At 44.3% G+C, this 20,100-nt stretch carries 24 protein-coding genes and 1 pseudogene; 11 read left to right on the forward strand and 14 right to left on the reverse strand.

Features of this window, described 5'->3' with window-relative positions; all coding sequences use genetic code 11:
- Nucleotides 1–214: hypothetical protein (locus tag DSM107010_RS40955; RefSeq protein ID WP_206751845.1), on the forward strand; the 214-nt coding region annotated here is incomplete at its 5' end.
- On the opposite strand, the gene DSM107010_RS31540 is transcribed toward DSM107010_RS40955, so the two are convergent.
- Nucleotides 190–699, reverse strand: coding sequence for a DUF411 domain-containing protein (locus DSM107010_RS31540; RefSeq protein ID WP_106166752.1), 510 nt, complete (start codon nucleotides 697–699; stop codon nucleotides 190–192). The two genes, DSM107010_RS40955 and DSM107010_RS31540, sit on opposite strands and share 25 nt — an antisense overlap.
- Nucleotides 689–1,051: a hypothetical protein gene (locus tag DSM107010_RS31545; RefSeq protein WP_127024836.1), complete on the reverse strand. Its 363-nt coding sequence runs from the start codon at nucleotides 1,049–1,051 to the stop codon at nucleotides 689–691. The genes DSM107010_RS31540 and DSM107010_RS31545 overlap by 11 nt, the downstream gene beginning before the upstream one ends.
- A gap of 501 nt (nucleotides 1,052–1,552) precedes the next feature.
- Here DSM107010_RS31545 and DSM107010_RS31550 point away from each other — a divergent pair.
- Both DSM107010_RS31550 and DSM107010_RS31555 read left to right on the forward strand, forming a co-directional pair.
- Nucleotides 1,553–2,302: pseudogene (locus DSM107010_RS31550) on the forward strand (AAA family ATPase); the annotation flags it as partial.
- A gap of 319 nt (nucleotides 2,303–2,621) precedes the next feature.
- A complete protein-coding gene (locus tag DSM107010_RS31555; protein WP_106166749.1) occupies nucleotides 2,622–3,551 on the forward strand; it encodes a phospholipase D-like domain-containing protein in 930 nt (309 codons plus the stop codon).
- A gap of 213 nt (nucleotides 3,552–3,764) precedes the next feature.
- On the opposite strand, the gene DSM107010_RS40395 is transcribed toward DSM107010_RS31555, so the two are convergent.
- On the reverse strand, nucleotides 3,765–3,917 hold the full coding sequence (locus DSM107010_RS40395) for a hypothetical protein (protein ID WP_015155838.1): 153 nt from the start codon (nucleotides 3,915–3,917) through the stop codon (nucleotides 3,765–3,767).
- A 47-nt stretch (nucleotides 3,918–3,964) separates the two neighbouring features.
- On the opposite strand from DSM107010_RS40395, the gene DSM107010_RS31560 reads away from it, so the two are divergent.
- The gene (locus DSM107010_RS31560) at nucleotides 3,965–4,420 is read left to right on the forward strand and encodes a hypothetical protein (protein ID WP_106166748.1); all 456 of its coding nucleotides are present in this window, start codon (nucleotides 3,965–3,967) and stop codon (nucleotides 4,418–4,420) included.
- Nucleotides 4,421–4,514: 94 nt separating this feature from the next.
- Here the strand turns inward: DSM107010_RS31560 and DSM107010_RS31565 are convergent, their stop codons facing one another.
- The 3 genes from DSM107010_RS31565 to DSM107010_RS42565 all read right to left on the reverse strand — a co-directional run bounded on the left by DSM107010_RS31565 (nucleotide 4,515) and on the right by DSM107010_RS42565 (nucleotide 5,711).
- On the reverse strand, nucleotides 4,515–5,003 hold the full coding sequence (locus tag DSM107010_RS31565; protein ID WP_106166747.1) for a PIN domain-containing protein: 489 nt from the start codon (nucleotides 5,001–5,003) through the stop codon (nucleotides 4,515–4,517).
- 6 nt (nucleotides 5,004–5,009) lie between these two features.
- Nucleotides 5,010–5,261 (reverse strand): UPF0175 family protein, encoded by a 252-nt coding sequence (locus DSM107010_RS31570; RefSeq protein WP_106166746.1) that lies wholly within the window; start codon nucleotides 5,259–5,261, stop codon nucleotides 5,010–5,012.
- Between the two features lie 318 nt (nucleotides 5,262–5,579).
- Nucleotides 5,580–5,711 (reverse strand): hypothetical protein, encoded by a 132-nt coding sequence (locus DSM107010_RS42565; RefSeq protein ID WP_277871360.1) that lies wholly within the window; start codon nucleotides 5,709–5,711, stop codon nucleotides 5,580–5,582.
- Nucleotides 5,712–6,212: 501 nt separating this feature from the next.
- Here DSM107010_RS42565 and DSM107010_RS31575 point away from each other — a divergent pair.
- Nucleotides 6,213–7,319, forward strand: coding sequence for a site-specific integrase (locus tag DSM107010_RS31575; RefSeq protein WP_106166745.1), 1,107 nt, complete (start codon nucleotides 6,213–6,215; stop codon nucleotides 7,317–7,319).
- Here the strand turns inward: DSM107010_RS31575 and DSM107010_RS31580 are convergent.
- On the reverse strand, nucleotides 7,312–7,539 hold the full coding sequence (locus DSM107010_RS31580) for a hypothetical protein (protein ID WP_106166744.1): 228 nt from the start codon (nucleotides 7,537–7,539) through the stop codon (nucleotides 7,312–7,314). The two genes, DSM107010_RS31575 and DSM107010_RS31580, sit on opposite strands and share 8 nt — an antisense overlap.
- Nucleotides 7,540–8,316: 777 nt before the next feature.
- Here DSM107010_RS31580 and DSM107010_RS31585 point away from each other — a divergent pair.
- The 3 genes from DSM107010_RS31585 to DSM107010_RS31595 are packed head-to-tail and all read left to right on the forward strand — an operon-like array spanning nucleotide 8,317 to nucleotide 11,151.
- On the forward strand, nucleotides 8,317–9,609 hold the full coding sequence (locus DSM107010_RS31585) for a cytochrome P450 (protein WP_106166743.1): 1,293 nt from the start codon (nucleotides 8,317–8,319) through the stop codon (nucleotides 9,607–9,609).
- 53 nt (nucleotides 9,610–9,662) lie between these two features.
- Nucleotides 9,663–10,295 (forward strand): filamentous hemagglutinin N-terminal domain-containing protein, encoded by a 633-nt coding sequence (locus tag DSM107010_RS31590; RefSeq protein WP_127024839.1) that lies wholly within the window; start codon nucleotides 9,663–9,665, stop codon nucleotides 10,293–10,295.
- Entirely contained in the window at nucleotides 10,228–11,151 is a 924-nt protein-coding gene (locus DSM107010_RS31595) for a two-partner secretion domain-containing protein (RefSeq protein ID WP_127024842.1), read from the forward strand. The genes DSM107010_RS31590 and DSM107010_RS31595 overlap by 68 nt, the downstream gene beginning before the upstream one ends.
- Nucleotides 11,152–11,975: 824 nt before the next feature.
- Here DSM107010_RS31595 and DSM107010_RS38930 read toward each other — a convergent pair.
- A complete protein-coding gene (locus tag DSM107010_RS38930; RefSeq protein WP_258183849.1) occupies nucleotides 11,976–12,272 on the reverse strand; it encodes a transposase in 297 nt (98 codons plus the stop codon).
- Nucleotides 12,273–12,438: 166 nt separating this feature from the next.
- Complete coding sequence (locus DSM107010_RS31605; protein ID WP_106166741.1) at nucleotides 12,439–13,218, reverse strand: IS701 family transposase; 780 nt, start codon at nucleotides 13,216–13,218, stop codon at nucleotides 12,439–12,441.
- A gap of 77 nt (nucleotides 13,219–13,295) precedes the next feature.
- On the opposite strand from DSM107010_RS31605, the gene DSM107010_RS38935 reads away from it, so the two are divergent.
- Both DSM107010_RS38935 and DSM107010_RS31610 read left to right on the forward strand, forming a co-directional pair.
- Entirely contained in the window at nucleotides 13,296–13,469 is a 174-nt protein-coding gene (locus DSM107010_RS38935; protein ID WP_158631915.1) for a hypothetical protein, read from the forward strand.
- A 386-nt stretch (nucleotides 13,470–13,855) separates the two neighbouring features.
- Nucleotides 13,856–14,980, forward strand: a complete 1,125-nt coding sequence (locus tag DSM107010_RS31610; protein ID WP_041463297.1) for a THUMP domain-containing class I SAM-dependent RNA methyltransferase — start codon at nucleotides 13,856–13,858, stop codon at nucleotides 14,978–14,980.
- Nucleotides 14,981–15,299: 319 nt separating this feature from the next.
- On the opposite strand, the gene DSM107010_RS31615 is transcribed toward DSM107010_RS31610, so the two are convergent.
- The 3 genes from DSM107010_RS31615 to DSM107010_RS40405 form a co-directional block, all read right to left on the reverse strand.
- The gene (locus DSM107010_RS31615) at nucleotides 15,300–15,677 is read right to left on the reverse strand and encodes a helix-turn-helix domain-containing protein (protein ID WP_106166739.1); all 378 of its coding nucleotides are present in this window, start codon (nucleotides 15,675–15,677) and stop codon (nucleotides 15,300–15,302) included.
- Between the two features lie 12 nt (nucleotides 15,678–15,689).
- Nucleotides 15,690–15,833 carry a type II toxin-antitoxin system HigB family toxin gene (locus DSM107010_RS40400; RefSeq protein ID WP_342669358.1) on the reverse strand — a complete coding sequence of 48 codons (144 nt, stop codon included), beginning with the start codon at nucleotides 15,831–15,833 and terminating at the stop codon, nucleotides 15,690–15,692.
- A gap of 78 nt (nucleotides 15,834–15,911) precedes the next feature.
- On the reverse strand, nucleotides 15,912–17,408 hold the full coding sequence (locus tag DSM107010_RS40405; protein ID WP_199755881.1) for a helix-turn-helix domain-containing protein: 1,497 nt from the start codon (nucleotides 17,406–17,408) through the stop codon (nucleotides 15,912–15,914).
- A gap of 161 nt (nucleotides 17,409–17,569) precedes the next feature.
- Here DSM107010_RS40405 and DSM107010_RS31630 point away from each other — a divergent pair, with 161 nt between their 5' ends.
- Nucleotides 17,570–18,586, forward strand: coding sequence for a DNA methyltransferase family protein (locus DSM107010_RS31630; RefSeq protein ID WP_127024848.1), 1,017 nt, complete (start codon nucleotides 17,570–17,572; stop codon nucleotides 18,584–18,586).
- 231 nt (nucleotides 18,587–18,817) lie between these two features.
- On the opposite strand, the gene DSM107010_RS40410 is transcribed toward DSM107010_RS31630, so the two are convergent.
- Nucleotides 18,818–19,108, reverse strand: a complete 291-nt coding sequence (locus DSM107010_RS40410; protein ID WP_084739167.1) for a hypothetical protein — start codon at nucleotides 19,106–19,108, stop codon at nucleotides 18,818–18,820.
- A 26-nt stretch (nucleotides 19,109–19,134) separates the two neighbouring features.
- A complete protein-coding gene (locus DSM107010_RS40415) occupies nucleotides 19,135–19,698 on the reverse strand; it encodes a hypothetical protein (protein ID WP_199755882.1) in 564 nt (187 codons plus the stop codon).
- Between the last annotated feature and the right edge of the window lie 402 nt (nucleotides 19,699–20,100).

Raw genomic sequence — 20,100 nt, forward strand, 5'->3', positions numbered from 1 at the left:
AAAGCTTGTTGAAACATCACAGCAATCGCAATCGCACTTCTATCCTATTCTAACAATTATCTACAACTGTAGTACTAAGCCGGTCGGGGTGAAAGACGCGATCGTGCCTCTTGAAAAGTTAATGGCAAGAGTGAAAACAACAGTAGAAACAACTTTTATCAGTCCTACGGTGGAAGCCATACTTAGTAATCAATTTAACTTTTCAAACACGTAACGATTGAAAGCTCCTGCATTTCCTTGTCGATCGAACCAGAAGACAGTAAATGGCTCTCGTCTCTCGCCATCCTCCATCCCAGGCGTACCGATTGGCATCCCAGCTACGGCGATTCCAGCTACTTGAGGCTGTTGTGCCAACAGGCGTTTAATGTCTTTAGCGGGAACGTGTCCCTCGATCGCATACCCCCCAATTGTTGCGGTGTGGCAGGATGCCAAGCGATTCGGTACACCTTGTTGCTGCTTGACTAGATTCATCTTGGATGTGGCGATCTCTTGGATCTCAAAGCCCTCTGACACTAGGTGAGACATCCAGCCCCCACAGCAACTACAGGAGGGATCGCGATAGACAGTGAGTGTTGAAGCTTGAGTAGCTGCCAGACTTGGAGCACTCAGCAGTACCAATGTTGCAGTAATTGTCGCAAAAGCGATCGCTAGCCACTTAAGGGAGCGACGAACTTGAGAGCTAGATCTCTTAAATTTCATACGACTTCAAGTCAAGTAAGTAGCGGTAGGTGCGCCGACTTTTCTTTACAAAGGAGCGAGCTATTATTGCTCTGTTTGCTTCCCTCTCACCCTCCTCACGATAGCGAATCTCCCAGTGATTCAAGGTGGGGTGAAACCACACTTCACAGGGAGAGGTTCTACGTGTCACTTTAAAGCCACCGTACTTTAAAAACACCTGTTCGGCTGCATTTACTCCAGTGCTGTAAAGTAAAATACCGCTACTGACTCCCAAAACGACTAATTGGCTAAATAACCGATTAGCCCTCCAGTACTTTAACCAATTGATTCGTTGAAAAGTCTGCATCTTGGTGAGATATCTTTGCGATCGCATTGTTTCACTAGGATAGCTAGCGAAAGCTGAAACTTGGATTGGTCGCTCGCGTCCGGTGAGACATGATACGCAAGCTACTATTATTGGAATGGATGGTTGAGTTGGGCATGAATTTCGGCTTGACTGTAGAATATTCAAGTCTTTTGGTAACTTACACTGCTAGAGTCCTAATGCGTTTTGATGATTAGCTTTGTGGGATGCAACTGCATGAGTTTTTGCCACTAGAGCAAATCCGAGCGGCACAACCGCCCAAACCGCGTCTATTGCCCAATCCTTTCTTCTGTTATGCTTTGCCTGAAAATGTCGCACGTGATGCTCCCACTATAGCTTTACAGTTACAGTGAAAAGACGAGGGGTGCTATAACGAGGGGACAGGGGCAGCGCACTTGCTCCTCAATGAGGGGATGTGGCGCACGTAAGTGGCTCCCCAACTCATCGGCGGATGGAGGAAACGAACCTTCTCCTCTGAAGTATTGCATTACCAAGAGTATCGACGCACAAATGACGGAATTATTCAGTCGCGATCGCCAATCGACAACCAACTCCTCACCCCTAGCAGATCGAATGCGTCCGCGCACGCTCGATGAATTTGTCGGACAAGACCACGCGATCGCCCCTGGTCGTCTCCTACGCCGAGCGATTGAAGCCGACCAATTATCTTCTGTCATTTTTGCTGGACCACCTGGAACTGGAAAAACTACCCTAGCACGAATTATCGCCAATACCACCCGCGCTCACTTCATCGCTATTAATGCTGTACTTGCAGGAGTCAAAGAAATTCGGGCAGCGATCGAAACTGCTCAAGATAGAGCTAACAAAAACAAACAGCGCACGATCCTGTTTGTCGATGAAGTCCACCGCTTTAATAAGTCACAACAGGATGCGCTGCTACCGTGGGTAGAAAATGGGACTGTGATTCTCATTGGCGCAACGACTGAAAATCCTTTCTTTGAAGTCAATAAAGCACTCGTCAGTCGCTCGCGGATTTTCCAACTCAAACCCTTGGGCGATCGCGATTTGTACCGCATTGCCGAACAAGCACTATCAGACCCAGAACGCGGCTATGGCAAGCTCAAAGTCAAGCTGGAACAAGATGCCTTAGCGCACTTAGTCAACGTTGCGAATGGTGATGCCCGTTCTTTGCTCAACGCACTAGAGCTAGCAGTAGAAACTACACCTCCAGATCGTCAGGGTGCGATCTACATCACCCTAGCGGTTGCAGAGGAATCGATCCAGCAACGTGCTGTACTCCGACAATTTTCTATAGCTTTTTCTTATATGTCTTTTGTAGATAGGGTTCTCACAACATAGCATTCAAATGAACGATAGTAAATTCTTATCAAAGTATTACTTCGAGAATATCTGATTCACCTAGTAGAATAGCTACGAAGTAACAAATGCTTATTGCATTTTTTTCAGCGTGTGTGTCCAGTTGCTTGTGTTAAATGATACGCAAAAACTTTTACTTGCTTCGTTCTACTAATATAGTAACTGTGCAATTCACGTGCTGAGATTTATCCTTATCTTAGTATTATTTTTTATCAATAGTTATTGACAAAAATTCTGGTTTATGAAATCTATTCAACTTAGCCTTTTTGATGAAGATGAAAACCCACAAGAAACAGAGATTGAGTTACCTTCTCATGAACGATTTCCTTATAACTATGCAGGTCATACTGTTAAGTCTTTAGTTTTTGAAGATTTACTTATTTCAAAAAAGCCATTAATTATTACAGGATACACATCTTTGGGGATGATTGTTGAGTTTTTAGCTTTATGTCATGCAGGTCTCCATATAGATGCGAAGGCTTTTGAAGAAATTCAACTTTTCATAGGTCATGAACCTAATACAATTCAAAGTAGTCAGCAAAGATTATTTCAACATGAATTATCTGAAGAAGTAAAGAAGTATTGGCTTCAAGAGCGAGGAATATCTATATTTCTTTGTGCCAAAGTTATTGTTGCTATTGAGTTAATCAAAAGTGGTAAAGTGAAAGCTAAGCTTGCTAACACTAAAAGACCATTTCATGCCAAAATATTTAGAGGAGATAACGCAATCACTAGTGGTTCTAGTAACTTCAGCCAATCTGGACTTATATATCAACTAGAAAAAAACAATAGATACGAAAAAAATAAAGAGAGAAAACGTTACGAAAAATCTTGTCAGATAGCAGAAAGTTACTGGAGGTTAGGAAGAGATTATAATAATGAGTTAATTGTATTACTTGAAGATCTATTAAATGTTGTTACTTGGCAAGAAGCTCTTGCACGAGCATGTGCTGAGTTATTGGAAGGCGAGTGGGCAAAACGATACATACCTACCAATTATTCTTTGATAAAAATATTTATGTCTCTTTCTTTGTTCACTTTGAAATCTGACCTCAATATATTATCGTTAATTTTTAATTTGTTTAACGTAATTTGTTTAACGTATTTCTACCCCCTTTGCTTTTCTAAATTTGCACCAAAAATTTATTTGCAAAATTATTGTTACAGCTAAATAGTATAAAAGTACTTATCGAATTAAGGGCGATAATAAGATTATTTCGTTATCTGACCGCACGAAACCGTAATCTTACGGTTTTTTTGAGGAGAATTCCCAAACCAAGAGTTGGTAAATCCGTAAGATTACGGTTTTTCAGGAGGTGTCTTTCCAACCACTTCGCCTGAAAAGCTTGTATAATTTTCGGAACATACCTTCTAAAGCTAAAAGCTAGAACTTGTTGCGCTGTTTTTCCATCATTTCCCTAGCTTCTCGCCATCCCACATTAATGTAGCCTTTTGATACATTTGCTTGCTTGAGCTTTACCTGAATTTCGCCCATAATTACACTTACTACTGGGAGCGGGGTATGGTTAACATCCATTAATTTCTCGAAACGTTCTCTAGGAGCAAATTTACAAGGAATGACATTTGGACAAAAGCGTTTCCCATACTGCACTCTCATTAGTAGCAGAAAATCTCACTCGCCATACACAACGGTTGTATCGTCTGCTTGATGTTAACAGGCTAGATGCCCAGCTTTCCGAGCGTTTAGCAGCAGCAGAAGAGGAAATCTATGCTAATCCTACCGATCCGATGGTGAATTGGGATGTGGAAGATCTACGCTTGGCACTGACAGCAGCAGGGATCGAAGTCAAAATCACCGTCGAACATTATCCTACTCAGCTTTACGTGTCACCAGATTTATTCAACCGTTGGTTTAGTGCTAGTGCTGCTGATACAACGCGACCTGCGTATGTCGAGTATCTATCGCGCTACTTGTCAGCGCCAGAAATTAGCCTTATTCGTTCCCTCTTTGAACGCTCCCTGTTGAATCGAACCATAGATTGGTCTACTACAGTTGCTTTTCTCAAGGCGATCGCGTGATGTAGAGATCGAGCAGCGATCGCACTCCATAGAATCGGGAAGAAAACCGCGATCCCTCGCACGGAAGAGCGCGATCGCGCCAACGAGTGCGCTACTAGATATCTTCCCCAGCTAGTTGTAGAACCTGTGCGTAGAGTGCAGCACTCACCCAATATTGAGCCACATTCATCATGTTATCGAGTATCGGTCTAACTTGAGGTATGGTTTGGTTGTTCTTAGCCAATAAGAGAATACCCAGCGTGCCCATAACTTGTAAGCCAAGTCTCTGCGCTATTTGTCGAGCTTCACGCTCATCTAACAAAATTCGCCTTTCAGCAATTTCAATCGCTAGTGCGATTGCTTCCCTTTCTCCATCATCTAGTTCTACAGGAATGATAGGCGCTATGGTAGCTACCGGACGAACTTGCAGCCACCCAGAGGCAATCGCTTGTAGTACAAACGGAGTACCTGGGAAGCCCGAACCAGTAGTTTCATCATAAACTGCTTGAGGAATAATAATTCGCTCGAATATTGCTGGTAAGATATCGAGACGAGCGATCGCCGCAAAGTTAATTAGAGGCGTAGCATTACAAATAACTGTCACAGTTGCCTAATAACTCGCTGCAATCGTATCGATATCCTCAGCTAAGTCTGTTTCATTGTAATGACGCTCTACATGATCTTGACCCAGTAGTTGTTGAAACTCCCAGACTGATAAATTAGCTAAGCGACGAGCTTGACCAAAGGTAAAAATCTGACGCGCATATAGCTGAAGCGCGATTTCTCTTAAAATTGCCCCTTCTCCTTGATTGAGAGTATCTGGAGAGATTTCTATTCCGATTGAATCTACAAAGTGACTCATCTGTGGCTTCTGCTCAAAAGCTATTTTGGGGGTAACTTATCTATTTCTACATCCAATTCTAGAACGCGATCGCGCTCGTGGGAGCTACGGTTATTGCTATGCCCTGCTTTTATCCTCTAATATCTCCACCAATTCGGTGTGAATTTCGGTGTTAATCGAAATGCTCGACAGCAAAACCTTTGTTGTTAAAATGCTATGACGTTTTGTTTATTGAACTGAAAATTTTCGTGTCACCGATCTAATCCTGCCTTCTGCTATCGTTATCCCATCTGCTAAAAAGCTTCCAGGGTAAGCTCTAACTAACGCTTACACCGATCGTTAGACGTTAAGAATAGCAGCGATCGCAAATCCTGAATTTCCTATTTTACGGTTTTGCCAATGGAACGATCGTCCCCCCTGTTTTTCTAAATTATGCTGTATGAGTATTGACAATTGTGGCAAATTAGACACTGGAGTAGGGATAGCGTTTGTATGCTGTTCCTGACCTGTAGAACCCCGAGAATTTTAGGTGGCTGCATTTTCCTGGATGACCGATCGTAGTGGCAGGAGTAGCCGATGAAAATAGCATAGAATTTAGTAAAGCTAATTCTAGCCCTGCTCAAACCGTTATTCGACAAAGACTGTAAAAACTGGATTGCAGTTTTGTCATCAGCCGGTCGCAGGTTCAAATCCCGTCACCAGCCTTTTTTTGTGAATGAGTTTGGGTAATGGCTTTGGCTTGAAACTTGCCGCTGGTAAGGTTTTTAGCCCTTATTGTTTTGTAGGTTTGGACTAGACAAATCTGGCAGTCAATCGGCAAAACAACTAAAAATCGCGCATAATTAACCTCAGTTTTAGTACAGTACTTAGTACAGGTTTTTTGGCTGAAAAAACCGCTTAGGTATTGGTATCCAGCCGTCAGTACAGAGTTTTAGTACAGAACTGCCGCTCGCTATAAATAGGAAAAGTTGCATGGCTCGAAATAAATCAGCAACTGACATAGATGGCATCAATCAAAAGCTTGAGGCAGCAGGAGTCCGATTGCGAGTCGTGGTGCGTAACCGCAAACTCTCCCTACGCGGGACATTACCACCCCGCCCTGGTTCAACCGAGACTAAACCAAAGCAAACTTATTTGGCATTGGGTTTGGACACCACAAGCTATGGCTACAAAATGGCACTCTCCGAGGCTTTAAAGATTTGGGCAGCACTCGATCAAAATAAGTTTGACTGGAACGACTACACCGAAATTACAAACTGGCAGTCTTGCCAGGCGTGGATCGATCGCTACAAAAAACACTGGTTCCAGTGCAAAGGCGACAGCGAGAAAAACCGGATTTACTGGGAGCGTGAAGAGTGGCAGCTAGGACTAAAATGCCTGCCACCAGAAAAAAACCTAACTGCTGAATTATTGGAAGTGGCACAGACCAAGCCGCCAAATACGCGCTCGCGCCAGCGATTAGTGCAAATTCTGACAAGACTAGCTAGGTTCGCTGATATTCTTATAGATTTGTCTCCTTATCAAGGCAGCTATTCAGCTAGTAAAGTTCAGTCCCGCAACATTCCCAATGATGAAGAGATATCCACTATCAGATCGGCAATTGCTAATCCTCAATGGCAACTAGTCTATACCCGTATGGCAATCTATGGATTGCGCGACCACGAAGTTTGGCATTGCCAAATTGATTCTCAACCACCTCATGCTTGTCAGGTACTTTTAGGTAAGACTGGTCCGCGTGAGGGGGTAATGCCACTTTACCCAGAGTGGGCAACAGCTTGGAGACCTTGGGAAGGAAACTTACCAACAGTAAACTGTCAAGGCGATTTCACAGTTTATGGAGAACGGACTGCACGAGCATTCAAGCGATTGGCAGTGCCTTTTACTCCTTATAACCTCAGACACGCTTATGCTATTCGCGCCAGCGTAGCATTTAAGTTTCCAATCGCAGTTGCCGCTCGAATGATGGTGCACTCGCCAACTGTTCATTTAAAAACATATAATCGCTGGATTAATGGTCAGCATACTCTTGATACATTCAAGGAGATTATGGCAAATAATCCTCCCAAAGCACCTACCTAACTAATTCACGCAAGATAGCATCAACATTGACAGATGCTAGTTTGTTACCAATTTGAATATAATGGATACCCTGCTTCCAAGCAAACGGACACCCTTGGTCGATCTTGCGCTTAATTGATTTCCGACTCCAACCCACACCTAGTTTGGCTTCTAGTTCTGTCTTGGCAATTTCAATTGGTAGCAGGCGATCGCCCTCTTGAAAACGATTAGCAGTCTTCATCGTACTTTTTCAGATTTGTTGCAAAAGCTTTGTAGTGTCAGAAAAACTTCTGGAAGGAAAGATATTTATGCGATCGCACTTAAAAATGTTGTTCGTGAATTAGTTCTGTATACGAGAAGTGATGCATATTATAAATATCTACAAAACCAGAGTAAAAAAATAGATAATACTGTGGCAAACCCAGATACTTATAATTTCTATTTTGAAAGTATACTATTAAATTATCTTTCTTCAACATGAGATAAACAGGATATAAAAAATATTTAACAATATTGTTAAAATTCCTGCCTCTCGTGCAAAATATAACAACATTGTCTACCTATCTCAACAGATAAGGAACGCTCTAGTCAATCCTTCATAATTAATTGCAATTTTCAGAGATCGATCGACTTATTTCCAAGCCTATTGCTAGCTACTGACTTATTTGGTTCGGAGCTAATGTCCCTAAACTTGATATACGAATCGTTTTGAAACTACTATTTTTACCCTACCAGCTTCTACGCAGAAGTTGAAAACAACGAGAGTTGTAATAATAGTAGTTAGCGATCGGAGCTGAGGTGCGAAATTAATCTGTATATTTAAAGCTTTATCTCTATACTTTACTATGCTCTCTTAGCTAAGATTTTACAATCTTAAAAGTAAGAGGTAAAAAAGCCTATTTTCACGGTTGGAAAGTTAGACTAACGAAAAAATTATTACTTTAAATCCTAGCAAAAAATTCGCCAATCGTCGGACATATATATTATTCTACATATAAGAAAAGAAAACAAAGTTACCATGTCTTTACCTCATGGTCCACGAGTTATACCCTTTCTCCACAATCTCAAATGGCGAGGTCGCTTTCTCGAATTTTTAGAGTACTGCGTTGGGCGCTATGGTGACATCTTCACCTTTAGGGTAATTGGTTCTCGCCCATTTGTTGTCGTTAGCCATCCTCAAGCGATCGAGGAAATTTTTACTGCACCAGCAGGGTATTTTGATTCGGGAAAGGCAAATCAAGCTTTCCGCCCACTGTTGGGAAATAACTCACTGCTTTTACTTGATGGTATTCAACATCAGCAACAGCGCAAGCTGCTACTGCCTCCTTTTCACGGAGAACACTTGTCCAAATACGGTCAAATTATTTGTGGCATCACCCAGCAGGAGATTCAACAGTGGGCAGTAGATCGACCTTTCGCGATTCGCCCTCAAGTGCAAGCCATTACCCTGCGAATTATCTTGCAAATTATTTTTGGCTCCCAACAGGAGTCTAGTGTTGAGTCACTAAATCAATGCTTGAGCGAGTTAGTTGATTCTTTTATCTCTCCCTTTTGGTGGCAACGTTTTTCGTTTCCCCAGAAAAAGCAGCAACTCGATCGACTCGTCTATGCCCAAATTCGCCAACGCCGACAAGAAACTGCCTGCTCGACACCAGACATCTTAAGTCTACTGCTCTCTGCTCGCGATGAAGCTGGTGCAGCCCTCACAGATGAAGAGATTCGGGATGAGTTAATTACTCTAATAATGGCAGGCTACGAGACAACGACTACAGCAGTTTTGTGGGCATTGTACTGGGTAGCGAAACTGCCCCAGATCCGAGAAAAGCTGGATAAGGAGTTATGTAGTCTTGGTTCTCAGCCAGCACCCAGCGAAATCGCTCGATTGTCGTATCTTGGTGCAGTTTGCTCGGAAACTCTACGTATTTATTCCATCACTGGGTTTACCTTCGATCGCGTTGTGAAAGTGCCGCTGAGTATTATGGGCTACCAGTTTGAGCCAGGAACAGTCCTGAGTCCTTGTACTTACTTGACTCATCAACGAGAAGATCTTTACCCACTCCCCAAGCAATTCCAGCCAGAACGCTTTCTGGTGCGACAGTTTTCACCATACGAGTATTATCCCTTTGGTGGTGGTAATCGTCGATGCATTGGGATGGCATTTGCCCAAATGGAGATCGAATTGGTGCTAGCGACGATTCTCTCGCACTGGCACTTATCCCTAGTCGATGACCGTCCAGTTCGTCCTGTCGGGCGTGGCGTAACTTTGACTCCCCCACTGAGCCTGGAAATGGTAGCAAATCGCCCTAATTAAAACACGTAAACTCGCGGCTAGCTAAATTGAAAAGATTGAGGATTTGTAGTTGTATGAACCTAACTGGTAATAAGTTAGGCAATTTAGCCCGAATCAAGCTTTTGAGCCATGTTGCTCGGCAGCAACCGTCATTACTTGAATTCTATTCGAGCGATCGCCCTGGTACAATCGCGAAAATCTGCGCGAGATTTTTGGCAATTTCAATCCAAGTAGGAATGCTGTGTTCTCTACTATCTACTCCACCTGCCAAAGCGCAGATCGTTCCAGATTCTACGCTACCTACTAATTCTTTAGTTAGAGAGCGGGGTGATACCATTTCGATCGACGCTGGCACTACCAAAGGAACTAATTTATTTCACAGCTTCGATTCCTTTTCCATCCCAACTGGTACTACTGCCTATTTCAACAATTCTGCTGCGATTGAGAACATTATTAGTCGAGTTACGGGAAAATTTGTCTCAAAAATTGATGGCGCGATCGCAGCTAACGGAGCGGCTAACTTATTTCTGCTCAATCCGAATGGAATTATTTTTGGTGGCAACGCTCGTTTAAACATTGGTGGTTCATTTCTTGCCAGTACAGCTAATAGTCTCAAATTCGCCGATGGCACTAAACTGAGTGCCATCGGCGACCCAAACCACGCCACTGCTGACCAGCGTACCAATAGGTTTGCAATTTGGTGGTAATTCGGGTGCAATTCGCGTATTGGGCAAGGGTCACGATATCATTGCTGCAGACTACCAACCGATCCTTAGAGGTAATAGCTCTGATGTCGGGTTACAAGTTCAGCCACAACAAACGCTGGCAATTGTAGGGGGAGATGTCAGTCTAGAAGGTGGCGTTTTAACCGCTCAAGCAGGAGGGATTGATTTAGGCAGCGTGGATAACGGGTTAGTCAAGATCGAGCGAACAAATTCTGGTTGGTCTTTGGGATATGAAGGAGTGTCAACTTTCAAGGATATTCAACTGGGTGGGCGATCGCTACTAGATGCGAGTGGAGTTGGCGGTAGTTCTATTCAAATACAAGGTAGAAAATTGCAGCTAGGTGATAGCTCTCTGGTTTTGATTCAAAATCAAGGAGTACTGCCAACAGGAACTTTGAAAGTCAACGCTACCGAATCGCTGGAAATTGCAGATATCAATCCATCTGGAAGAGTCTATAGCGGTATTTGGAGCGAAACTTTAGGGTGGGCAGATGGCTGGCAGGTTATAGTTTCAACTCCCCAGCTGGCGCTGCAATCCAGTGGGCAAATTTTTAGCTCAACCTATGGTGCTGCCAAGGCAGCTGACATTACTTTGTCCGTGCCAAAAGCTTTGCGAGTCATCGGTCTGCTGCCGAATCAGGTAGGGGGAGGAACCATTGTTGGTTCCTTCGCACTAGGTAGCGGGCAGTCTGGTAACATCACGATTTCCACGCTCGCAGTTAGAGATCGGCAATGGTGGAGTTATCTTGAGTGCAAATGCAACACCAACAACATCGGGTGTAGTAGCAGGGGATTCAGGGGACATCAGCATCAATGCCGCCGATCTCGTCCAAGTTGAGGGCACTGCACCGAACTTATCCATCCCCAGCGCCATTAGTGCTGCAACTTTTTCTACAGGTCGAGCAGGCAATGTAACTGTAAATACCAGCAGGTTGAGGGTGAAGAATGGGGTTGTGCGTCAGCAAAGCGTGGGACTGATATTATGTTTTAGGTAAAGAAAACTACTCCGGTTCCACGAAGCCATGCCTTGTCCACTATGTAGCCACAATAAGACCCATAAACAAGGGTTTAACGAGTAAGGGTAGCCAACGCTACTGTTGCCCAAAGTGCTCTTCAATCGTTTACCGATACCTTGGACACAATTTATCAAGGGCGGCAAGTCACAGACGAGGAAGTACGGATTGTTTTGCAGTCGCATTGTGAGGGCACAAGAAAAGCGCGGTATTAGTCGAATTAGTGGACTATCCTACAACACGGGAGTCAGCTTGATACGAGCCTAAGCGTCAAAAAGCACAACGCATTTCATCATGCCCAAGTACAAGCTGTTGATCCGGATGCGATGAGCGCAGATGAAATGTGGTCGTTCGTCGAAAAAAACACTTCATCATTGCTTACCTGAAGAAGTCGTTGCCGGAGACTGTTGGATAGCTTTAAGTTTCGCCCAGTAATTCGCTACTTGATTCTATGTGGTCGTGTCGGTAAGCATACTAGTACTACAGTTGTATTTAAGTAGATGAGGGACTAGCTCGTTTTTGATAATGCCAGTAACGCGCAGTAGCGTTCTGGGGTGGCGTCGCCAATAAGACCAGTGTAAAACATGTTCGAGACACCAAACTGTAGGAAATAAGAGTCTAGAGATCCATCGCTTCATCTCCCAAATACTCAGTCGGACAATAAACCTCGTGCCGCTTTGAACGCAGCCAGACTGCCAGTGGGTGCGATCGTTAAAGGGGGGGTAGAGGAGTAAATGGCAGGCTCAGTTTGGTATCGTAATACGGTGAGAAATGTTTGAGCCGTCAGGACAAGAGTGATATGTCGATGCCAACCGTGCCAGGAACGAACTTCGTATTCTCCTAAACCGAGAGAGTCTTTAGCGAATTTAAAGCACTCCTCAATTCGCCACCTTTGCCCAGCTATCTGAGCCATCGTTTCTAGAGTAGTATCGCTCTTGGCAAACACTTGGTAATAGCTGATGCGAGGGTCTTCAGGATGTTCTAAACAGCGGCGGAACAATATCCAGCGCTGGAAACCATCCGATCGATCGCAGTTAACGGCAACACTCGCCCAATCATAGTGTCGTTCTCCTTTGCTACCGGTTCCACAACTGAGGCGTTGCCACTGCTGGCTATCCTTCTGCAGAACTAGGTCGGAGGCTTGATAGCGTTGCCATCCAATAACTACAGGCTGCTTCTTGCTGACTGTGAGTATATACGGTTGTTTGGCAGTCTTCTCCAGCCACCACCGCTTGGGAACCGTCGTTGCCATAAACCTCCAAAGCCACAAACCAGGTGGGGCGTATTCCGTCTTTAAAGGCTGATTCCAACATCTGTTGCGCTAATTGAGGCGAAGTTGCAAATTTAATTGCTTCTGGAATTGCTCCCTTCTTACGTTTGTTTTGATCTTCGCTCCACGAGCGCGGTAGATACAGGCGGCGATCTATTAACGTATGCCCTTTATCACTGATATAGGACATGAACACACCCACTTGGCAGTTCTCCAAATGTCCAGTCGTACCGTAATACTGCACCTGCACCCCTACTGATTGCTCTCCTTGTTTGAGAAAGCCTGTTTCATCAATTGCCAAAATATCTGTTTCACTCTTCAAATGCTCCATCGCATACTGCCTAACTTCTGCACATACTGCATCCGCGCTCCACTGCGCTCGCCCTAGTAGATGCTGGAAGCGATAGGGATTGACATAGCCTACTTGTTCTGCCATCTGCCATCCATTCTTCCGCTCAACTGGGCTTAGTAGTGCCTGGATATAGTCATTTGCTGCTTTGCGTGCTTCAGAACGAGCAAAGTGTTTTTCCAGTTTTTGCTGAAACGCCTTCAATGTACTGCTCCATTGGGCGAGCGCTTCTAATGCAACACCTGTTAAAAACACGTTGGATGTATCGAGCATTGCTAAAGTGTATTTACTTATCAATCTTGTTTAGCTTATCTACAACTGTAATACTAAGTCGGACTGCATCAACTCTAGTGACTCCTACTGTTGAGGTGCAGTATACTCTCGGCAATCTACCCGAAGGACTGCCCTCTGGAACAGGGATATATGCCAGCATCTCAGGCGCACTGCCGGAGCAGATCGCTGCACTCCCTGGTATTAGTCCTGAAACTTTGGACTTGAGCGCAGACTACTTCCAATTTATTTAGTTCATACCCCTGTTTTGTCACTTTGGGAGCTAATTCCTGAAAGGCTTTTAGTGCAATACTATTTAACTTTTTGGTTAGAAAGTTGGGTTGCTGGCGCGAAAATAAAGCTTCTAACCTTGAGCCGATCGCGGTTACAGGGAGTGAGCTTCGATTTTTGCCTTCCGAGTGACATAATAGGGTTAAACCTTGGGACTAATTTTCCATCCACCTCTACTTAGATCATCGTCAGAAGGCGCAGACGATCTACAACCAGAGCAACGCGATCGTTCTCTGAGCTGAGTGGAAGCCGAGCGTTGCGACTTGCAGCATTGAAGCTAAGGACGGAGGTAGCCTCAAAGGGGATTTGTTACGTTACTCGAATGGATCGAGTTGAGATAGCAGCGTTGATGAACCATTATTTTGCAACAGTGGCTCGTAGTCTAGAATCGATTGCAGCCCAGGAGATAGAACGTTTAGGGGCGAGCCAAGTCCGCCCCGACTTCGCTGGGGTACATTTTGTTGGGGATAAAGCAACGCTATACCGAGTCAATCTCTGGGCAAGGACAATTTTTCGGGTGCTAGTACCGCTCCGCGAATTTTACTGCCCTAATGCAGACATCCTCTACCGTGAGGTGCAAAAAATTTCCTGGGATAAATACCTGCAAAGCCATAACACCCTAGCAGTCAGCTGTACGGGTGGCAATCAAAAACTGAACCATACCCACTTTACTGCACTACAGGTGAAAAACGCTATTGTAGACCAACAGCGGCGTAAATTCGGTCAAAGATCCACGATCGCCCCCCAAAATCCGGATCTTCTGGTCAACGTTCACATCCAGCAACAGCGTTGTATTTTAAGCCTGGATAGTTCGGGGACGAGTCTGCATCGACGAGGTTATCACCCAGCAATGGGAGCAGCCCCGCTGAAAGAAACTTTAGCCGCAGCCCTGCTGGAAATTGCAGATTGGAATACCAGTCTTCCGTTTCTAGATCCTTTATGTGGATCGGGAACCCTGCCGATAGAAGCTGGATTAAAAGCCTTAAACATTGCGCCTGGTTTGTGGCGACAAAAATTTGGCTTTGAAAGCTTTCCTGATTTCGACCAAGAGCTATGGCAACAACTGCTGACGCAAGCCAAAAAGGAGCGATTGCAGCAACTAAAAGCACCGATTTGGGGGAGCGATCGCGACGCAGAGGTATTGACCCAGGCACGCAGTAATAGCGAACGATGTGGCTTGGAACATCAGCTCCAGTTTAGCCAAACTGAGTTAGCTCAGTTGGAAGCTCCAGCAGGATGTGGGACAATCGTTTGTAACCCACCTTATGGAGAGCGTTTAGGAGTTGCAAGAGAACTAGGCGCGCTCTACAAAATGCTGGGTGATATCTTCAAACAACGCTTTAAAGGTTGGACTGCCTTTATTTTGACAGGAAACAAAGAGTTGGCTAAACAAGTGGGGCTGAGAACCTCTGCTCGCTTTCGGGTTTATAATGGTGCGATCGCTTGTACTTTACTTAAGTACGAACTGTACTAAAGGAGTAAAGGGCTATCAATTAACATAGCAGGGAAACTCCCTTGAAAAAGAAAAATATGAAAATGATTGGAGAAACACGACCACTGGGTAGCCTTGCCACTCGACTTGCTAACTCGACAGTTTGCTGCAAGCGCCATAATTTGTTGGGCTGTTTCTAGTTAAGAAGCGCGGTCTGTACTGACGTTCGCTGCTTGAGAAAATTCATTGTCATTATTTGTATCCGCTCTTTTTTGTGCGCCAATGGTGCACAAATTTTCAATTGGCAACGATCTAGGGCTGCATAAACTGCTCCGACCCGCTACGCTGAGGTCGGAGTAGTTTATGCAGAAGTTTCGGCTAAGGTATACGGCTGAATCAGAATTTCTGCGGGAATGCCTAACTCTTGATTCAAGCAACGAATCATTTCTAGGGTCAGGGGTTGTTTCCGCGCTAAAACTTCTAATACAACCTCATGGCTTCCAAGACATTGTTCCAAATCTTTGCTAGAAAGTCCGCGTGATTCCATGTAGTAAGCGATCGCCTCAATCGGATCGGGGCTGGAGATCGGATAGTGAGTTTTTTCGTAGGCTTCAACTAATGTACTGAGAATATCCAATCGCTCTAATTGGGGAGTATTGGGTTGTGCGTCAAACAGCAACTCAATTTCTCTAAGTGCAGCTTGGTAATCTCGCTCGTTTTTAATCGGATGAATTTCCATTTTTAATCTCACCTAGATAGTTTTCGCGTCAACTTTGTCGTATTGGGCGTGAGTGCCGATAAAACGAATAAATACGATTTTAATGTCATACCGTACTGCTACAATCAAACGATAGGAATTACCTTTGATGTTAAAGATCGCTCGGTTATTTGCCACAATACTAACATTGCGATACAGTGCTTTGATATCTGCTGGACTCGACCAGACTGCTTGAGAAACTTCCGCATACCAAGTTTAAGAGGTTCTTCTGCATCTGGATGTTCCTCCCAGAAGCAACGGAGGGTATTGCGGGCAATAATACGCATATTTGATGTCGAAAAAGCGTGGGCTGTACGTAATAATTTTACTTGCTTCTCTTGAAGAATATATTTTTTTAATATTTAAGAAAAGCTCTTTTGTTTCTCCAGTTTTACTTATTATAATTAAAGAAAGATTGTTGAGATTTTCTATAGAACTCATGAGTTCTGAGACAGACAAACTGCTGGGCAGTCGAACGTGTAAATCTTCAATTATCTGTATAAAGCTAACAAAATCATTAGCGTTATCTGCTCTTTGGGCTAAATAGCATAAGATTTGCTGCTCTAAAATACTCAATCTTTCAGGTTGGTATTGATGAGCTAAAGTTTCTCTAAATATTTCAGATGTCAAATCAGTTTTATAGTGAAGAAATTTAGCTACACTGCCGCTAAAGAATTTTTCAATACGACTAGCAACTAATTCGATTGCTGCGGGATTGCCTAAGTAGGGTTCGAGCAATTCCGACCATTTCTGCTCGTCAGTTAATCTTCTAGTTCGCAAAATTTCTCCAGCTGCTTTCACATTCAATCCTTCCAGCTTGAACGAATCACTCGGTCGTCCCGAACGTTGTAATTTCATTAAGTCTTTGAAAGGTTCTCTACTGGTCAAAATAATGCAGCTAGAATGTTTTTCTTCCACGATTGTGCGGAAGAAAGAAGCATATTCCGAGTATTGCTCAGAGTAGGGATTGCAGCTATTATCTCGCTGTTGTCGTAACCAGACTTCGGCAGAATCTAGTACTAATAAACAGCGACGCATCGAGAGCGCTTCAATGAAAAGTGCCGTTAGCTGGTGTGTGTCCTCTCGTAACCGCTGCTCTTGAAATGCTTTTAGGGCTAAAACTTTGAGCAAGTTAGCGAGTAAGGCTTTCAGTGGCGGACTATTATGAACTGATTTCCAAATTAAGTAATTGAATTGGGAGTGCGGCTGTTTACTAATTTGGTCAATTAGTTTTGCTACCAAAGCACTTTTGCCAATTCCTGGTGCGCCATAAAGCACCACGCATCGACTATGAGCGATCGCTTCCCTCAGTTGATTCAGTTCTACCTCGCGTCCAAAAAAAGTCTGCACGTTAGGAGGCTGTCCCCCAATCACAGGTATAGCAGAGGTATTAACAGGATTGGACTGACTGGAAGCGGATGACAAAAGGAAGCCTGTTACCATTCTTCGTTCTAAGATGCTCCGCAGCCGTTTCTTGGTAATTTTTTCCCCATTCCCTAAAATTCCTGTCAGCAAAATCCACAACTTTTGCCCGACATCGCGTTGTAACCGATCGATTGTGGAGGAGTGAGTTTGGGCTATCTCCTTGTAGTGTTTGTCTTCCCAAGCCGCTTCTATAACGAGCTGTTCATCCTGGCTCAAGCGTCTACCTGCTTTGAGAAGCATTAGCTCGTCTATTGCTTCAATAGCTTCTTGACAATCAATCGTTCGCAACGTGCTTTACTTTACTTAATATTTGAGAGTGAAATTCCGACATTTTTGCATGATAGATTATATTGCAATTACTAAAGTACAAAAGCAAGTCAGTCCAGCGGTAAATTGGTTGGCGAGCATCTGTTTATAAGGCTTGGGAAGAGGAGAAATTTGTCCGTCGATTGAAAGACAAATACCCAACTTCAGACTCCGCTCAAGTATCAGCCAAATTTGTTAACCACATGGATCGAGAATACGAACTAGTTTCGGCTTTCGCCGATCGCTTCATCCAAGGCGGAAGTTTTGCCACAATTGTCTCAGCCCGCGAGCAAGCGTCAAAGATATTAGATACTCCAGTTTTACCTGGAACCGCGCTCGCCAAGTTAGTCGATGAGTCGGTAGAGAGAGGGTTAGTCCGAGCTGCCAAAATTATTGCTACTGCCCAGCTAGATCCTCGTCAAGCATACGCTCGACTGGTAGACTTATACCAACGTCAGCCAACGCTCGGTACGCGCTCTAGTACCAGTATCGCTCAACAAGCATACAGCACTCCCGTTCCGATCGCGTATTTGGCGGCAATGCTAGCCCAAATTACGCCAGAAAAGACTGTCTACGAACCGACAGCTGGCAACGGCGCGCTTTTGCTCGCAGCCATTCCGACTCTTGCTTCGGTCAACGAACTCAACCGCGAACGAGCGGCTGACCTGCGGCAACAGGGATATACGGTGACTCAAGAAGATGCCGTGACTTACCTTCCCGCCCAACAGCACGATATCGTCATTGCCAATCCTCCTTTTAACTCGGTGATGGACGAGCGCGGACGAGTCAAGTTATTTAACTTAGGGCGCTACAGCACGACGCAAATCGACCACGCGATCGCCCTCAACGCGCTCAAGGCGATGAAACTAGAGGGGAGGGCAGTTCTGATTTTGAGGGGAAAGTTAGGGGCAGAGGCGGAGCGTTCCAACCGCTACAATTTGCGATCGAGTCGGGCTTTTTACTTTACCTTGTACCAGGAGTACAATGTCATCCATCACTTTTCGATCTGGGGCAACCTCTACCACAGGCAGGGGGATGGTTTTCCCATCGATCTAATCGCGATCGCGGGTAAGGGCAAGTCGTCGCTACCTTTACCTGCTGCTGCTGAAGGGGTGACAACGAGGCTACAAAGCAGACTGAATCAGTACCATAGCCCGTAGACCTTTCTGGAAATAGAGCAGTTTATTGGGCTTAGTTTGCATTAATGCAGATGCTAAATCTGTCCATGACTCCATTGCACCTACCCATAGCTGACCATATAAACCAACCCAAAAGGCACTATGTCGGCGGCACGTTCGCCGTAACTCATTTAACCGTCCCACATATTTTTGTACTCCCATGTGTCTGCTACGACGACCAGATAAAACAGCACAACTATAGGCAATGGCGATTCATAAAATTAGGGCAATTAAGCGTTCATTGGTAGTATGAGAAGCTTCTAGATTGTAGCCACCAGTTTTGCAGTCTTTAAACATTGCTTCTATACCGCTACGTTGTTTAAATGCTTGAAGTGCTGCTTTCAAACTGGAAAGGTTGGTGAGTAGATACCAACCGGATGGCTCGACTTTTCCTCGATATTTACGGGGATAATATCCAGCTAAATTAAACCGACTAAATCCCTGTTGTTTAGTCACTTGAATATCTTCTAAAAAGAACGAGACTCCTGGAACTATCCCTAGCATTACGAGCGCGTTGGTAAGATTGATTTTCAGAGGCGAATATATGTCCCTTTCTTTTGACGTAGGACAAACCCAATTTGCTTGGACTGTAGCCAGTTCGCCAATCTTACACTATGAAACTCTCTGTCACCTAACAACAAGACTTTGTATCCTTTAAACAACTGTAAGACTGGACGGATTAAGGCTTTTTGCTCACCCAGATTGCTACATCCTCTTTTCGATAACAATTGCCAATAAATCGGAATTGCTCGTCGGTCTTCTATGAGACTGATAACAAAAACGTTTTGGTCACGCCACTGGGTACGGTCAATCGCTAATGTTAGTCGTTTCCCCTGTTTGAGTTTCCGGTCTTTTACCCATCGCTTCAGTAATGGAAACCAAAGGGCTTTAATACTCAATTGTGGTACGCATAAGAATCGTTGGATACTGCGACGACGGCTTTCAAATAGTATCGGCTGTGGAAAGATAGTCGCAAGCTTTTCTATTGTCACAGATTTATGAAATTGTAATAGCATTACCAAAATTTGTAACATTTTGTACTGCGTGGGAGTTAGCAGTTTTTGGAAACAGGTCTGGTAGAATTGAGGCAACATTTGTCTGATAGGTCGGCTTGACAATTTTTCGACCTATCTTTTTCTACCGCAAAACCGTAACGCTCCCACACACCAGTCCTTCCAACCTCCTTGTCACCCCTTCAGTGCGAGGAGTTTTTTCGAGAAAGCGGAGTTTACCGGAAAATAGATGCACTAGAGCTAAAATGACAGCAAATAGTGCCGATAACCAAACGATATGAGAATTTAGATGTTGCTGGCTCGGCAACTGCGAACAAAATTCTAGACATTTTTAGTTAAAGTCATTTTCTGACGATCTGAGATTGCAAATTACCTGCATTGCAAGTCATTTCTTTTTTCAGGCTGAGCTACGTGAGTTCGACGGCTCAAAAAATAGTAGGAGGTAGAGCTGGCAAGCCATGAGGATGGATATCTAAAGACGGC

The sequence above is a fragment of the Chroococcidiopsis cubana SAG 39.79 genome, assembly GCF_003991895.1.
Classification (GTDB): domain Bacteria; phylum Cyanobacteriota; class Cyanobacteriia; order Cyanobacteriales; family Chroococcidiopsidaceae; genus Chroococcidiopsis; species Chroococcidiopsis thermalis.